Below are 15,834 nucleotides of genomic sequence, written 5' to 3' on the forward strand. Positions count from 1 at the left end.
ATTCCGCCCAATACCGGATGTCCCCAATGCGCCCAAAAAAAGAAGGGCCGCCACGGCGACCCTTCTCAGCAATTCATTCAGCCAGATGCTGTCAGTTCATCCAGCGATCGCCGCGGCTGCGACGACGGGGCAGCATCGGCAACAGGATGCCAAGCAGGATCCCCGCCCCCACCATGGCGCCACCACGGATAAACCAGTCCATCTGCATGTCGTGCTCCTGGTTGTCGTAGCTCTGGGTCAGGGCATCATTCTGCTCTTTGAGATTGCTCATCTCCTCACCCTGACTGACCAGCTGGGCCTTGAGGGCGGCGATCTCCTTGCTCTGGGCAGCGATCTGGCCATCCTTCTCGGTGAAGCGTTTCTCGTTGTCACCGTTGAGGTTCTGCAGGCGATCTTTAAGCTCATCGCGCTCTTTTTCCACCTGGGGCAGACGCTCGCGCAGGCTGATCTGGCTCTGCAGTTCGCTGTTCTTGATCCACCCCTCGCGGCCACGACCGTCCACCACCTGGGTGAAACCGGCCTCGCTGTTCACCGCCTTTACCTCCAGCGGTTCACCAGCCTTGACGCTGCCAAGGATCCGGTACTGGGTACCCGGGCCATTGTGGATATAGGTAAAGATGTTGTCTGAAACATAACGGGTATCGGCCAGTGCCTGTTGGGCACACAAGCAGATCAAAATCCCGAGAAGGGCGCGCATGGTCGATCGGTTCTCTTTTTCAGGTTTGGACAAGAGGTTGAATGTTAAGCCGCCAGCAGGTTAAAGGACAAGCAAAGAAAAAGCACCTCCCCCGGGATAATACGCGCAGAGTTGCGAGTCACCTCGCAACTTGCCCGTCTGCGGCCTCACTTGTTTTTCAGCTCCTGCACCTCGCTGCGCAGGGCGCGGATCTCCCGCAGCAGCTCCTCTTGCTGGTTGTTGTAGTGATGACGCCACTTGTCGGTCTCGCCATCCCCCTTGTTGGGCTGCAAAAACAGGCTGGCCATAAAACCGCTGATGGCACCGAACAGACCGACCCCGAACAGGATCAGCAGGCTGGCGACAAAGCGCCCCTCCTCGGTCTTGGGCACCAGATCCCCGTAACCCACTGTCGAGAGGGTCACCAGCGTCCACCAGAACGCGTCGTAAGGTGTCTCAATCTGGCTGCCGGGCTGGCCTGACTCAATCCAGTACATGACGCCGGAGCCCACCCCCAGCAGCAGGAAGAACAGAAACAGGATGCCGGAGAGAGTGGTCTCGTTGCGCTCGCGACGGAACATGGCCCAGAGATCCGGGTGCTCCTTGAACAGCTGATAGACCCGCCAAAGCTGGATCAACCGCGCCCAGCGCAACTGCTCCGCCATCGGCAGGCTACCCGGCAGATAGATCCAGTTGGCCTTGAAATAGGCCTTGCGATCAGAGGCCCGGATCCAGCCATAAGCAAAGTGCGCGAGGAAGAAGTAGCAGATCAGACTGTCGAGGTCATAGAAGAGCTGCAGGGTCTGTGGTGTCAGGCTCTCATGGCCCCACCAGCGGGCCGTCACCAGCACAACCGAGATAATCGACAGAAATGCCATCAGCAGATCCATCGCCCGCAGATGAGTTAAGTGATGTCGCATACATTTTCCAACTTTAAGCACAGTGCAAATTAATAAAAGAGAAGATAATGCCGATAGTCCTGAGGGCAAAGGAAAAAACGGCTTTTAAAAGGAGAATGACAATGCAGCTGAACCTGCTGGAGAAAAGAATGAGCAACATCCGGTTGGTACCCAAAGTGGTGCTGCTGATGGTGTTCAGTACCCTCCTGCTACTGACAAAACTCTGGTTTGACGCCAACAATCTGGAAGCGACCCTGCTCAGCGAAGGGCTCGATCCCGCCAAGGCGGATGCGATCTCCAATCGCCTGCTCTGGACCGGTCTGATGGAGACCGCCATCATGGGGCTGCTGTTCGTGATCCTGCTGCTCACCGGCTCCCGCCTGATGGTCAAGCAGGTGCATTATCTGGTGGGCCTGCTGGAGCGCTTCGCCAAGCGGGACCTCAGCCACAAGGTACTGCTCAAGTCTCGTGACGAATTCGGTGACATCGCCAAGGCGGTCTCCCACTCGCAAGAGAACCTCAAAGAGGTGTTTGGCAACCAGCGTGCCGCCTGCAAGGAGCTCAACGACATCGCCTCCCAGGTGACCCTTTGCATGGAAGAGGCCAACGAAGCGATCAACGAAGAGTTCACCCAGATCGAACAGCTGGCCAGCGCCATGAGCCAGATGGTCGGCGCCATTCGCGAAGTGGCCGCCCATGCGGATCAGGCCTCTCACGCCACCGCCGAGACCAGCCAACTGGCGGAAGAGGGGAGCCGCTGCGTCGCCGACACCGTCAGCACCATAGACACCCTCTCCGGCAACATCCAGCGCTCCGCCACCGTGGTCAACGAGGTGGAGCAGGGGGTCGAGCGCATTGGCTCTGTGGTCGACACCATTCGCGGCATCTCGGAGCAGACCAACCTGTTGGCACTGAACGCCGCCATCGAGGCGGCTCGCGCCGGTGAAGCAGGTCGTGGCTTTGCCGTGGTGGCCTCCGAAGTGCGCGAGCTGGCCAACCGGGCTCAGGCCGCCACCGTCGAGATCCAGAAGATGATCGAACAGCTGCAGGGCAATGCCCATCAGGCCGGCGAGCTGATGGCCCAAAGCGTACAGCAGGCCGACAAGGGGGTGGAACAGGTGACCCAGGCCGGTACCCAGCTCGCCACCATAGTGCAGCGGGTACAGGGTGTCGCCGACATGAACCGCCACATCGCCGCCGCCTCCGAGCAACAGAGCTCGGTCGCCGAAGAGATGCGCGGTAATCTGGAGCAGGTCAAGCAGATCGCCGAAGGCTCCGTCGTGGTGCTGCGTGAACTGCAAGAGGCCTCCGAGCTGGTCGAGCAGCACAGCAAGGAGCTCGACAGCCAGATCCAGTCCTTCAAACTCGTCTGACTGTTTTCATGCCCCAATCCGGTTAGACTGGAAGGCCCCTTGAGGGGGCCTTTCTCATTTCCAGCGCACGGCAAGGAGCCAATATGCAGCAAAATGCAACGCACCCACCACTCGAGCTCAGTGACGACAAGGGGCGGCTCGATGTGCCGCTGATCCACCGTTTTCTCTCCGAAGAGGCTTACTGGTGCCGTGGTATTCCCCACAGCACTGTGGTGCGGGCTATCAACCACTCCCTCTGCGTTGGCGGCTATGTCGATGGTCAGCAGGTTGCCTTCGCCCGGGTCATCACCGACAAGGCCACCTTTGGCTATCTGGCCGATGTCTTCGTGCTGCCTGAGTACCGCGGCCGGGGTTACAGCAAGGCACTGGTGGCAACCATTGTCGACCATCCCGAGTTGCAGGGATTACGTCGTCTCGCTCTCGCCACCTCTGATGCTCACGGCCTCTATGCCGGTTTTGGCTTTGCGCCCCCAGCAAGTCCAGACAGCCTGATGGAGATCTACAACCCTGCCATCTACCAGCGCACCTGATTGACTGGCGGCCAATAATTCCCACCGGATCATGCTTCTCGCCCCTGCGCTGTGACGCGGGGGCCTGACAGTGCTAGATTGGCAGCCACCATTTTGAACCGGCAGCGTTGTTAACCTCGTGTCGTTAACCCTCTGTCGTGAACCACAAGGACGGCAACCGTGGCCCAGCACTCTCCCTCTTTCTCCGCCCTCTCCCCCCTGCTGCAAGAACAGGCCGAGCGCCAATGGCAGCGACTGGTCGAGCTAGCCCCCGACTATGGCTCGCTGCCCGAGCCCGTTCGCCAGACCCTGCTGACCCTGCTCGGCCTCTCCGATTTTGTCGCCGACTCCCTCTTCAAACAGCCGGCGTTGCTGACCGAACTGCTCGCCTCCGGTGATCTCGAACGAACCGAACGCTGGCCCGCTTACCAGCACGATCTGACCGCCCTGCTCGCCGAGGTAAGCGATGAAGAGGCGCTCAAGCGCATCCTGCGCCAGTTCCGCCGCAGCCGCATGCTGGTGATCGCCTGGCGCGAACTGCTGGGCCACTCTGAAGTGGAAGAGAGCTTTATCCATCTCACCAAACTGGCAGATGCCCTCATCTGCTCCGCCCGCGACTGGCTCTACGCTAAACAGTGCAGCGAGCTGGGCACCCCGATGGATGGCAACGGCAACCCGCAACCGCTGCTTATCCTCGGCATGGGCAAGCTCGGGGGCGGCGAGCTGAACTTCTCCTCGGATATCGACCTTATCTTCACCTTCCCCGAAAACGGCTACACGGTTGGCGGGCGGCGCGAGCTCGCCAACCAGCAGTTCTTTATCAAGCTGGGCCAGCGCATCATCAACGCCCTCCACCAGCCCACCCAGGATGGTCAGGTGTTCCGGGTCGATATGCGCTTACGCCCCTTTGGCGATGCGGGGCCGCTCGCCATCTCCTTCGCCGCCATGGAGGATTACTACCAGCACCACGGCCGCAACTGGGAGCGCTACGCCATGGTCAAGGCGCGGGTACTGGGGCCCCAGTGCGAGCACGCGGTGGAACTGGCCGAGATGCTGCGCCCCTTCGTGTTTCGCCGCTATATCGACTTTGGCGTCATCGACGGCCTGCGCCAGATGAAGGCGATGATCGCCGCCGAGGTGCGCCGCAAGGGGTTGGAGGGCAACATCAAGCTGGGGGCTGGCGGCATCCGTGAAGTGGAGTTTATCGCCCAGGCGCTGCAACTTATTCGCGGCGGCCGTGAACCGGCACTGCGGGTGCGTCACCTGCCGGAGGCGCTGGCTGCCATCGCCCAATGTGGCGCCCTCGAGTCCGCCCATTGCGACCGCTTGCTGACGGCCTATCGCTTCCTGCGCCGGGTCGAAAACATCTTGCAGGAGATCGGCGATCAGCAGACCCAGACCCTTCCCACCGAGGAGCGGGATCGCCAGCGGCTGATCGCGGCTCTGGGTTTTGCTGACTGGGGCGCCTTTATGGCTTATCTGGATGAGGAGATGGCGGCCGTCCATCAGGAGTTCGCCGCCGTGGTGGGGGAAGAGAAAGAGGCACCCGCCCATCTGGAGCAGCTTTGGCTCGATCTCTGGCGCACCGAGCTCGACGCCGCCGAGCTGGAAAAATTGCTGACTGCGCAGGGGGTGGCCGAGCCCGCCCCGCTCTGCGCCGCGCTGCTGCGTTTCAAGGAGGAGTACAAGCGCCGTCAGGTGGGGCCGCAGGGGCGCATCGCACTGGACTGGCTGATGCCGGAGCTGCTGCGGCTGGTGGTCGCCAGCGAGCAACCCGCCCGCCTGTTCGAGCGGGTCTGTGAGCTGCTTACCCGCATCTTCACCCGCAGCGCCTATCTGCAACTGCTGGCGGAAAACCCGGGCGCCCTGCGCCAGCTGGTGCGGCTGTGCGACGCCAGCCATCTGGTGAGCGAACAGCTGGCCCGCTACCCGATTTTGCTGGACGAGCTGCTCGATCCCCAGCACCTCTACCACCCCACCCCGCTCGATCAGTACAAGCCCCAGCTGCGCCAGTTCCTGCTGCGCATCCCCGAAGAGGACGTGGAGCAGCAGATGGAGGCGCTGCGTCAGTTCAAGCAGGTGCAGCTGCTGCGCATCGTGGCGGCCGACATCGCCGGCGCCCTGCCGCTGATGAAGGTGAGCGACCACCTCACCTGGCTGGCGGAGGCGATCACCGAAGAGGTGGTCAATCAGGCCTGGGCCCAGATGAGCGAGCGCTACGGAGTGCCGCCCGAGGTGGCAACCAGCGGCCAGCGCGGCTTTGCGGTGGTGGCCTACGGCAAGCTGGGTGGCATCGAGCTCGGCTACGGCTCGGATCTCGATCTGGTGTTTCTGCATGGCGGCGACCCCAACAGCTACACAGATGGCCGCAAGCCCATCGACAGCCGCCAGTTTTACCTGCGCCTGGCCCAACGGATCCTGCACCTGTTCAGCACCCGTACCCCCTCCGGGATCCTCTACGAGATCGATATGCGGCTGCGCCCTTCCGGCGACTCCGGCCTGCTGGTCTCGTCGCTGTCGGCCTATGAGCAGTATCAGCAAAACGAGGCGTGGACCTGGGAACATCAAGCGCTGGTGCGGGCCCGCCCCATCTATGGCGATGATGCCATCGTTGCCGAGTTTGCCCGTATCCGCCGCGATGTGCTGGCCAAGGAGCGGGAGCTGCCGCCCCTGGCCCGCGAGGTGCGCGAGATGCGCCACAAGATGCGGGATCACCTGCTGAAAGCGGGGGCTGGCGAGTTCGACCTCAAGCAGTCCCCCGGCGGCATGGTGGATATCGAGTTTATCGCCCAGTATCTGGTGCTGGCCCACGCCTGCGGCGAGCCCGATGCCCTCACCCGCTGGTCCGATAACGTGCGCATCTTCGATGAGTGCGTGATGGCGGGGGTGCTGACCCTGGAGCAGGCGGAGGGGCTGAAGCAGGCCTATCTGGAGATCCGCAACCTCGGCCATCGCCTCAACCTCTCGGAGATCTCCCGCAAGGTGAGCGACGATCAGCTGCAAAACGAGCGCAGCCATGTGCTCGCCGTCTGGCAAACCTTGCTGGGGGAGTAATTCCCGCCAGCGGCAATGAAAAAGGGCCCGCCTGAATTGCTTCAGTCGGGCCCCTCTCTTATCGGCAAATCAGCATCCTTACGGTTGCTCAGCCGTGCTCCATCACCGTCTCCACCAGCATCTGGTTGAAACGCTGATAGGCCTCTTCCTCAAGGAGCCCCGGATAGCTCAACACCCTCAGCGCATGTCCTTGATAATCAGGATGATAGGGTGGGTGGAGATGGGCATAGTCGTTGAGACAAAAACCCAGCCCCTGATAGAAGCGCAGACGGCGAATGGCAATCTCATCCTCTGGCGGATCGATCTCGAGAATGACGGTTTTGCCTGCCCGCTCGCAAAATTCGGCCAGCAGGCGGCTGCCATAGTTGCGGCCGCGCAGCGCAGGATTGATGGCCAGATGTTCGATATAGATCTGCTCGCCACACGCCCACCAGAAGATGAAACCGAGCAGCAGGCCGTCCTGATAAAAGATTTGGCAGTGATAGCGAGGATCCCGCATCTTCTGTGGCTGATGCTGTGACTGGCGCTGCTCGTAGCGGGGAAAACTCTCGCCATAGATCTGCCAGACCAGCGGCCACGCCGGATGGTTTACCTCTCTAATCACTTCACTCTCAATCATCAGAACTACCTCTCGTTTATTTTGCAGAACGTTCATCTATACATGAAAAGTTCTGCAACAGCATCCTATGATGAAATAAAAGCCAGAACGCCCGATTAGCGGGCGCCATCCGGTTGCGAAACAAACTGCTGCTGGCTGCCATCGGGCAACAGCGCCAGCACGCTCTGGCTCGCCAGCTTTATCCCCGCCTGCTCAGTGGCTGGGCCGAAGTTGGCAATCAGTCGAGTGCCATCGGCAAACTCGCTCTGCTGCACCACTCCTTTTTTGTCGAGCCAGCGAAAACCGGAGAGCGGCTGGTTGTAGAGCCGTTCATGCAGCGGGCGGAAGAAGGCATCAAGCCCCTTGAGGTAGGGAATGCGCGTACCGGCACTATCCAGACTGAGGTTGAGCAGCGGCGGCACGTTGTAGAGCTGCTGCAACAGTTCGGTGGTCTGACGGCTCTCCCTGAATTTGAGGCTGTCCATCGTCCAGTGGTGGGTGGTCACTATGCTGTCGTGAAAAACGCTCTGGAACAGCGGCAACCGCAGCGCCGGATCGAAATAGAGCCCCTGATACCCGGGCTTGAGGTGGCTCTGGCGAAAGAAGAACGCAGGCTGATGCTCCGGATACCAGGCCCCCAGATAGTAGGGAGATCGCTTGTTGCGGCGCATATCGGGATCCTGCCAGCCAAAGCCGCTGGTCTGGGGGCCGTGGGCAAAGGCCGCGGTGCGGTTGGCTACCGCGCCGCCCTCCTCGGAGCCCACCAGTACACCCTGACTCCTGGCAATCCATGCCATTCCCGCCATCCGGTTTTGCGCATCCTGCGCCTGAGTGGTCGGCTTGGCCGGGTCGAAATCGTCAAACACCATGCCGGTCGCCGCCACATCGAGGAACCAGCTGTTGTAGTGGCTCGCCTGCTGCAATTTGGGCACTCGCTGCTCCATCACCGGGCGTACGCAGGCCTGATTGGTGTAGACGCCGCTGTTTTGAAAGCCGCTCTTGCGCAGTCCATTCTCCAGCATGATGCCGCAATACAGATAGCTATCCTGCCCCATCTGGGCGGTGAGCCAGCTCTGCTGGCGATTCCCCTCCGGCAGCGCGGTATCGTAGGAGTCGTAGGGTGCGATGAGATAGCCCGCCGCTTTGGCAAGTTCAATCCCCTGCGGTGCTGCAAAACCGGCGGTCCACTGAGGCAGGCCCAGCCAGAGCTTTGGTAGTCCAGCCTGCTTGAGCGCGGCGATCATCTTGGTCGAGCTGCCATCACCCCAACTCTGCGGCTCGTTGAGCGCAACCCCCAGTTGCGTGGCAGCTAACTCACGCCGGGCAGCGAAATCGGCCTGTTGCTGACCCGGATGGCGCAGCGCCAGCGCCTGCTCAACTCCGGTCAGCACCAGATTTTGCAGATAGCGGTTGCGCTCGAGATCGGGCGCTTGCAGCGCCGTTTTGCTCTCCCCCTTGAGCCAGTCGGCAGGGATCAGGCGGCGCAGCGCGGGCCAGCTTTTCACATCCTGTGGCACCAGCAGTCGCTCGCCCCAGAGATAGAGGTGAGAGGCGCCGATCAGCCGCTTGCCATCCGGTACCGCCGCCAGCTTGCTCTCGAGCGAGACCAGCTCGCCCCGTGCCTGCAACCAGCTGCGATAGGCCTTGGCCGCCGCCAGCCAGTCATTGCCCGGTTGCAGCGACACCGCCACCTCATAGGGGTCAGCCAGATTGAGGCGATTGACGCTGTGGGTCGCCGTAAGGGCAATGCCATCTTGCTTGGGGGCAAAGGTGAGCCGGTTGTTGAAGGGGTTGGCAAAGAGGATCGCCAGCTGCTGATCGCCGTGATCCAGCCCAACCACCGGCAGGGTCAGATTATCCGTGGTGTTGATCCCCTGATACTCCTGCGCCAGCGCCTTGCGCCACGCAGTGTGGGTAGCCGGAATGCGAAATCCCTCGTGGATCGGCAGCATCAGCGCCTGCGCCCCTGCCGGTACCCGCGGCCACACCAGCTCGCCAGCAGTTGCACGGCTGAGGGTAAGGATCAGACGGTTACCCTCAAGGCGAGCCAAGGCCCGCACCTCGCCATCGGCACGGGTCAGCCAGCTGGCGCGCTCCCCCTCCTGCTGCAGAGCGGTGACCGGCTGACGCGCACCGGGAGAAGAGATGAGAAGGTGCTTGCCCGATGGCAGCACAGCCTCGGCCGCCAGGGTGGCGGGATCCAGCTCAATGCGCCACTGATCGTTGGCCAGGGTCAGCGCCTCGGCAGGCAGGGAGAACAGCGGCGCCAACAGCAGCAGCGGGCGGATCCGGCTCGTTAGCACGGGAAGAAAAGTCATGGTCGGTGATTCCTGATAACACACGGGAATCGCCATTTCAGCAGATCGGCCGCCTGCGATTGTCAGGCCAATGTCAGGATTGCGTGCACCTGATCATCACGACGACTATTACTCAACCGGCCCAGCCTGACTGTGGCTTAGCTGCAACACCAGCTGGCCGCGCTGGCTGGTCTGCACCAGCGAGAGGGTGCGCCAACTGTCGGGCGTGGCGGCTGGCCAACCCACCTTGCCATCGAGAGGCAGACGGTTCCACCAGAGCAGGGAATATTGCGGGCGGGCCAACATCGCCTGATCGAGCCAGAGCGGCGTACAGGAAGCGGGATTGGCGGGGGGATTGGCCACCGCCAGCGGCGAGCGGGAGAGCCAATCCAGATCCTGCACCGCAGGCAGCGGCAACGCCACCAGCCACTCCTTGCCCGCCACCGCCAGCCGTAGCTGATAGAGCCCGGCTGGCAAAGGCGTCGGCAGATCGGACCCCACGACCCTGACTCCGGAGTTCTCTTCCGCCTCCCACTGGGCACCTGCCAGCCGGTCGCGGCCAGCGGGATCGATAAGTTCAGCGGCGGTGATGGGCCCCTCCCCGGTCAGCTGCACCCGATAGTCCCGCAGCAGCGGCGCATCGCGCTGGATCAGCTCAAGGCGCAGCTCGCTCACCCCATCAGGCAGAGTCAGCGGGAAATCCTTGCCGCAGTGCTGGGCACTCAGCGCGGCCAGCATCCCCTGCCAGCTGCGGCGCTCGGCATCGCTGTTGAGGGCAGGCCATGCCTGCTGCAAAGCTTGCCAGGCGTGCCGGTTATCCTCCTGCAGCAAGGCCAGAGTGGCCGGTTGCAGCGGGTCGGCGCGTTCGGTTTCCAGGAAGCGTTCGGTTGCCATCACGCAGCTTGCATTTAGCAAGCCGACGCTCAGAGCCAACAGCTGTCCAGCTAGCGTTGCGCGCTTCACGCTGTCACCTCCAGCCGATAGCCGATGCCGCGCACCGTCTCGATGGCCAACCCGGGCAACTTCTGGCGCAGTTGCAGAATATGGGTATCGACGGTGCGGGTGGAGGGAAACGCCTGATAGCCCCACACCCGGTTGAGGATCTCCTCCCGGCTCAGCACCCGCCCCGCCATTCGCACCAGCAGGGTGAGCAGGGCAAACTCGGTGGGGGTAAAGCTCACCTCCGCATCCTGCCAGCTCGCCTGCATCCGGGCGGGATGAAGCTGCAAGCCGCCCACTGCCTGAGTGCCATCCCCCAGCTGACGCAACTGGGCCCGGATCCGCGCCAGCAGCTCGTCGTGGGAGAAGGGTTTGGTCAGGTAGTCGCGCGCCCCCGCATCGAGCCCGGCCACCCGATCGCTCACCTCCACCCTGGCGGTGAGCACGATCACCGGCAGCGCCTTGCGCGCCAGCCACTGGGGCAGCCAGTCGAGGGCATCCCCCTCCGGCATGGTGCGATCCAGCAGCACCAGATCCGCCGCCAGCCACTGCTGCTCCGCCGCTGTCAGGGTATCGCACCAGAGGCAGCGATACCCTTCCCGGGTCAGATAGCGTTGCAGGTTCTCCGCCAGCAGCGCCTCGTCTTCGACAAGCAGGATGGTCTTCATGATTTGGGGTCGCTCCAGAGTTGACAGGGCAGCGTCAGGGTAAAGGTAGTGGGCGGGCCGGATAGGGTGAGGCGCCCGCCAAGACGGCGCAGCAGATGGCGCACGATGGCAAGCCCCAGCCCCAACCCCTCGGCACGGGCACCGCGGTGCAGCAAGGTGGCGAGCCGGTAACCCGGCAGCTCGCCGCCATCGCTGACCGCGAGGATCAAACGCCTCGCCTGCCAGCTGGCACAGATCCGAACCGGTGCACGGCCATGCTGGCTGGCGTTGCGCAGCAGGTTGTCGAGGGCGAGATCGAGCCAGTAGAAGGGGAGCGCCAGAGTCATCTCCCGCTCAAGGCAGAAGGTGGCACCATGCCGCTCGCAAGCCAGGGTGAGCCACTCGGCCAGACTGACCGCCACCCGTTCATCCTCTAGAGCCTCTGCCGCCAGATAGTGGCGACTGGCCTGCGCCAGCTGATGCAGGCGGGCGACACTGCCCAGCAGTTGCCCTACGCTCTGCTGGGCGGAAGGGGGCAGCCGGTCGAAATCGTGGCGCAGCTCCTCGCTGATGCCGGAGAGCGCCATGATGGGGGTACGCAGCTCGTGGGTCAGCATCTGCAACGCGACGCGCCGCTCCCGCAGCAGACGCCAGCGCTGCCAGCTGGCCCATCCCAGCAGTAAGATGCAACCAAGGGAGCTGGCCAGCGCCAGCCACTGCCAGTCAAGCGTGGGGCGCTCGTTGATGCAGAGTGCGCCGACCCGCTCCTGGCAGAAACCATCGACCCGACTATCCAGCGTTACACCAAGCCGCTCGGCCAGCGGCTGCCACTGCCCCGCGCCATAACGACGCCACTGCCCATCGGCAAGCAGCCAGAGCTGACCCGATTGCAGCAGCCAGCGATCCCCCCGCAGCAGGGCGTCGAGGTTGTCATCGTCGAGCTCACCGAGCTGCCCCAACTGATCTCGCCGCTCCCGCACATGGAGCAGAGCGTCGAGCCCGGCCGCCGGATGACCTGCCAGCCAGCGGGCAGCGCTGGAGCCACCCAACGGATAGACGGGGTGAGCGGCAAACCAACTGGCCGAGGGCGCAGCCCCTTGGCCGCAAAGCGCCCGCAGCAGCGGCAGCCACTCGGCGGGCAACTCATTATCTGTCCCGCACTCCTGCTGGTAGCGATAGATGGCCTGCAACTGGCGCAGCGGATAGCGCTGCCAGGCGGGATAGAGGGAGTCAGGAGCGATCAGGCGACGATCGAGCCGCTGCACCTCGTCAAGAGGCAGCGCCTGTTCGGGAGCCTGCCTGATCAGCTCGCCCGCCAAGCGATCCGCCAGCGGCCCGGCCAGCACGTGAGAAGCCATGCCGTAGCAGATCAGGGTGCAGAGCAGCAGGATCAGGCGCATGGGTTCAACTCGAGATGACTCCGGATCAAGGCGCAGCAGATCACTGCGCCATAAAAAATGTCAGCGCCATTTTTCAATGGCGCTGACATCCGGTCAACCGCTAACGGCATTTGCGCGGCTCCCGCCAGCCATGTGAACCGTCACCTATTTGAACAGTCCCTTGAGCAACTGGTCGGCCACCCCTTTGACGGCATCGTTGTCGGCCTTGTCACCCAGCAGCTTCTTGAGGCCGCGTTCGGCCTCCTTGCGCGCCTTATCCTCCAGCAATTTGTTGTTGCTGAGCAGTGCCTTCACATCGAGCTGGTAGCTGGGGGTCTGCCAGTGACCGCCGATCCGCACCGGAATGGTGATCTCTTTGAGCTCATCCACATCCTTGCCCCCCTGCCCCTTGCTGCTCTCGACGATGGAGGTAAGGAACAGGAAGTCGAGGCTCTCCGGCACCAGCGCCGTCTGCCCCTCCCCCTTGACCCGCAAGGCGGGGGCAAAGAGCTGGATATCCTTGCTGCGGGCGATGCCATCGGCAATCTGGAAGCTGGCGGTCAAAGCGCTGAAGTCGGTCTTGCGCGCCTCCTTCACCTGCTCGGCCCCCTTGCCGGTGAGGGTGGCCCGCGCCTCGCGGATCATCTCCGGCAGGTTGATGCCATGCAGGGCGCCGTCGCTCAGCTTCAAGGTCACCTTGCCCTGCATTCCGTTGCGCAGTGCCAACGCAGAGAGACCGCGCCCCTGCACCTGCACATCGAGATCGCCCTTGCCCTCCAGCAGATCGCTCTGGGCCAGAGTCTGCAGCAAGGGACGAATGTTCACTCCGGCGACCTGCTTGTGCACCTTGTAGGTGGCGGGTTGCTGGCGTGCGTCGAGAACCCCTTTCGTGCTTACCTGACCGCCCGCCACGGTCGCGCTGAACTGTTTGAGCGTCAGCAGTCCCTTGGCCAGAGCCACCTGCAGATCGACGGCGCCGAGATCCAGCCCTTTCAGGCGCAGGCGGCCAAGTTGCAACCGACCATCCAGATCCACACCTTTGAGCGCGCCCAGATCCGGTTCAACCGCGGAGAGGGCTTCGCTCTTTCCGGTTACCGCTTTATTGCCACTTGCCGCGGCGTTGGGGGCGCTGGCCGCCGGCTTGGCCTCTTTCGGCTGTGCGGTTGTGGTCGGAGCCGATCTGGCGAGCCATTTATCGAGATCCAGCTTCTCCCCCTTGAGATCGAAGTTGATTGCGGGAACGGCACCAAGCTGCACGGTTCCATCACCACTCAACAGCGCCTCATCGGCACTCATCACCAGCTTGCTCAGGATAATCAACTGCTTGTCGAGCTCGGCACGGGCAAAACCGGCCAGTTTCAGCTTCATCTGCGGACGTGGCAGCGCATCACCTTCCAGCGCTGCGGTCAGCAGCACATCGGAGAGTTCGGCCAGCTTCATCTCTTTATCGAGCCGTCCCTTGAGCGTTCCTTCCAGCGAACCAGCCAGTGAAGCTTGCTGCCCCTCTACCTTGGCCCCTTTCAGCGCCAACGTGAGGTTGCTCCACTCACCAAGAGCCAGTCGGTCTCCCTTGATGGAGAAACTGTCGAGTCGCAGGGACGGGTCACTCAGGCTGCCACTGAGGCTCAGATCTTTCAGTTCACTGGCCATCACCTCCTGCGCCAGCTTGATCTGGGTCTGCCCTTTAACATCGAAAGCGAGCTTGTCGGCACTCCCCTTGGCGGCCAGCGTCACGGGTACCCACTGACCGGTGGCCAGCTGCCCCATATCGAGATCGAGGCGATCCAGTCGCAGCGACGTGCCGCGGCGATCATCCTGTACCAGCGCACTGGCCTGGGAGAGCGCGACACCCTGCAAGCTGATCTGCCAGGGCTTGCTATCAGCAGTTGGCGCAGGGGTTGCGGGGACGACCGGTTCGCTTGCATCAGCAGTGGCATCTTTGATCAGTGCGCTCAGATTGGAGCTGCCATCCGCCTTGGTCTGGATAAAGAGATGGGCGCCACTCAGGGTCACCTTGCCAATCTCCAGACGATGGGAGAGCAGCGGCAACAGGGCCACCGAGGCCTCACCCTGTTCGAAACGAACCAGATCCGGCTCGGCAAAGCCGGCCGGATTGCGCAGAGCAACCTTCTCCAGCGAGAGGCCGAGACTCGGCCAGAAACGCCAGTCAATCTCTCCCGCCATCACCAGTTCCCGGCCTGTGCTCTTGCGCACCTGTTCAGCCAGTTGGGGCTTGAATTGATTGGGGTCGATAAGGCTTATCAGCGTCACTATGGCCAGCAAGACCGCCACAGCGATGCCGAGCAAGATGAGAACTATCTTCTTCACGATATGCTCCTTGAGTCCGGATCCACTGCTGACTATACCACTCACCGTCTGACGAATGGCGCCTGCGGGACAAAAGCGGACAAGGATGAGACAGGGATGGTCGCTGCCAATCCCCATCGTCATCAGCAGGGATCAGGCCTGCAAAGGGGATTGCTGCAACCGCGCCATAGCTGTGCGCGTCGATTCGAAAGCAAAGCGGGGCAAGGGGATATCGCTGATCTTCAGCCACTGACAGGCGGCCACATCGTCAGCCGGCTGGATGACAGGTTTTTCACTCAGCCTGATGGCGAAAAAGGTGTCACAGGTGTGATAGGTGATGCCATCGTAGGGATAGATATTGGGGAAGGAACCGAGATAGCTAAAAGGTTGGGCGCTAACATCGAGCCCCAGCTCCTCCTGCAACTCGCGCACCAACGCCCCCTCCAGCGACTCGCCGGGGTCGACAAATCCGCCCGGCAGATCCAGCAAACCCTTGCTAGGATTGCGGGCACGCACCGCAACCAGCACCTCGTCCTGCCAGCAAAGCGCCACCATCACCGCCGTCGCCACATTCTGGAAAAAATGAAAACCGCAGCCACAGCGAAACTCTTTGGGGCTGACGCTCTGCAGGGGTTGACCACCACATTTTGGACAAAACATGGGCTATCTCCGACCAGATAAAGAGCTATTTTACGCCGTTGGGGTCAATTTCTATGAGTAAAACAGACAGGGAGGATAAGGTGTTCAGGTTAAAGAGGGGGTAAAGAAGGTCAATTATCAGACGATTTGCTGAATTGCAGGCAATAAAAAACCCCGCTCGATGAGCGGGGTTTCTTGTATTGGGTGCCTGGCAGTGTCCTACTCTCGCATGGCGAATGCCACACTACCATCGGCGCTACCGCGTTTCACTTCTGAGTTCGGCATGGGATCAGGTGGTTCCACGGCGCTATGGCCGCCAGGCAAATTCTTCATCTAGAAAGCTGACGTGAGTAGTGATGTTGCGCTTGGCTTGTCACTATCACTGAATTTGAGTAGTTCGTTCTATTTGCTACAAGCCTTAGAACACTTCTTGGGTGTTGTATGGTTAAGCCTCACGGGTAATTAGTACGGGTTAGCTCAATGCATCGCTGCACTTACACACCCCGCCTATCAACGT

Annotated in this window: 12 protein-coding genes and 2 rRNA genes; 3 read left to right on the top strand and 11 right to left on the bottom strand. The window is 62.0% G+C overall.

The window, feature by feature from the left end:
• Nucleotides 1-91: 91 nt before the first annotated feature.
• Nucleotides 92-697: a TIGR04211 family SH3 domain-containing protein gene (locus tag AB5Y67_RS05340; RefSeq protein ID WP_005335443.1), complete on the bottom strand. Its 606-nt coding sequence runs from the start codon at nucleotides 695-697 to the stop codon at nucleotides 92-94.
• A 146-nt stretch (nucleotides 698-843) separates the two neighbouring features.
• On the bottom strand, nucleotides 844-1,596 hold the full coding sequence (locus AB5Y67_RS05345) for a potassium channel family protein (RefSeq protein WP_005354446.1): 753 nt from the start codon (nucleotides 1,594-1,596) through the stop codon (nucleotides 844-846).
• 101 nt (nucleotides 1,597-1,697) lie between these two features.
• Here AB5Y67_RS05345 and AB5Y67_RS05350 point away from each other — a divergent pair, with 101 nt between their 5' ends.
• The 3 genes from AB5Y67_RS05350 to glnE all read left to right on the top strand — a co-directional run bounded on the left by AB5Y67_RS05350 (nucleotide 1,698) and on the right by glnE (nucleotide 6,511).
• Complete coding sequence (locus AB5Y67_RS05350; protein ID WP_005335445.1) at nucleotides 1,698-2,948, top strand: methyl-accepting chemotaxis protein; 1,251 nt, start codon at nucleotides 1,698-1,700, stop codon at nucleotides 2,946-2,948.
• An 83-nt stretch (nucleotides 2,949-3,031) separates the two neighbouring features.
• Complete coding sequence (locus tag AB5Y67_RS05355; protein WP_064339507.1) at nucleotides 3,032-3,478, top strand: GNAT family N-acetyltransferase; 447 nt, start codon at nucleotides 3,032-3,034, stop codon at nucleotides 3,476-3,478.
• A gap of 159 nt (nucleotides 3,479-3,637) precedes the next feature.
• Nucleotides 3,638-6,511, top strand: coding sequence for a bifunctional [glutamate--ammonia ligase]-adenylyl-L-tyrosine phosphorylase/[glutamate--ammonia-ligase] adenylyltransferase (gene glnE, locus AB5Y67_RS05360; protein ID WP_199428493.1), 2,874 nt, complete (start codon nucleotides 3,638-3,640; stop codon nucleotides 6,509-6,511).
• An 88-nt stretch (nucleotides 6,512-6,599) separates the two neighbouring features.
• Here the strand turns inward: glnE and AB5Y67_RS05365 are convergent, their stop codons facing one another.
• The 9 genes from AB5Y67_RS05365 to AB5Y67_RS05405 all read right to left on the bottom strand — a co-directional run.
• The gene (locus AB5Y67_RS05365; RefSeq protein WP_199428494.1) at nucleotides 6,600-7,130 is read right to left on the bottom strand and encodes a GNAT family N-acetyltransferase; all 531 of its coding nucleotides are present in this window, start codon (nucleotides 7,128-7,130) and stop codon (nucleotides 6,600-6,602) included.
• Between the two features lie 95 nt (nucleotides 7,131-7,225).
• Complete coding sequence (locus tag AB5Y67_RS05370; protein ID WP_199428495.1) at nucleotides 7,226-9,427, bottom strand: glycoside hydrolase; 2,202 nt, start codon at nucleotides 9,425-9,427, stop codon at nucleotides 7,226-7,228.
• A gap of 108 nt (nucleotides 9,428-9,535) precedes the next feature.
• A complete protein-coding gene (locus AB5Y67_RS05375) occupies nucleotides 9,536-10,369 on the bottom strand; it encodes a DUF2861 family protein (protein WP_199428496.1) in 834 nt (277 codons plus the stop codon).
• Nucleotides 10,366-11,013, bottom strand: a complete 648-nt coding sequence (locus tag AB5Y67_RS05380) for a response regulator transcription factor (protein WP_199428497.1) — start codon at nucleotides 11,011-11,013, stop codon at nucleotides 10,366-10,368. Before AB5Y67_RS05380 ends, AB5Y67_RS05375 begins: the two co-directional genes overlap by 4 nt.
• On the bottom strand, nucleotides 11,010-12,392 hold the full coding sequence (locus AB5Y67_RS05385) for a DUF3404 domain-containing protein (protein WP_199428498.1): 1,383 nt from the start codon (nucleotides 12,390-12,392) through the stop codon (nucleotides 11,010-11,012). Before AB5Y67_RS05385 ends, AB5Y67_RS05380 begins: the two co-directional genes overlap by 4 nt.
• A 144-nt stretch (nucleotides 12,393-12,536) precedes the next feature.
• Nucleotides 12,537-14,699, bottom strand: coding sequence for an AsmA family protein (locus tag AB5Y67_RS05390; RefSeq protein WP_064341327.1), 2,163 nt, complete (start codon nucleotides 14,697-14,699; stop codon nucleotides 12,537-12,539).
• Between the two features lie 132 nt (nucleotides 14,700-14,831).
• Nucleotides 14,832-15,338 carry an NUDIX domain-containing protein gene (locus tag AB5Y67_RS05395; RefSeq protein ID WP_064341326.1) on the bottom strand — a complete coding sequence of 169 codons (507 nt, stop codon included), beginning with the start codon at nucleotides 15,336-15,338 and terminating at the stop codon, nucleotides 14,832-14,834.
• Between the two features lie 185 nt (nucleotides 15,339-15,523).
• A 5S ribosomal RNA gene (rrf, locus tag AB5Y67_RS05400) occupies nucleotides 15,524-15,638 on the bottom strand.
• A gap of 120 nt (nucleotides 15,639-15,758) precedes the next feature.
• Nucleotides 15,759-15,834, bottom strand: a 23S ribosomal RNA gene (locus AB5Y67_RS05405); the annotation flags it as partial.

The sequence above is a fragment of the Aeromonas sp. s12 genome (assembly GCF_040907925.1).
GTDB classification, from domain to species: Bacteria; Pseudomonadota; Gammaproteobacteria; order Enterobacterales; family Aeromonadaceae; genus Aeromonas; species Aeromonas veronii.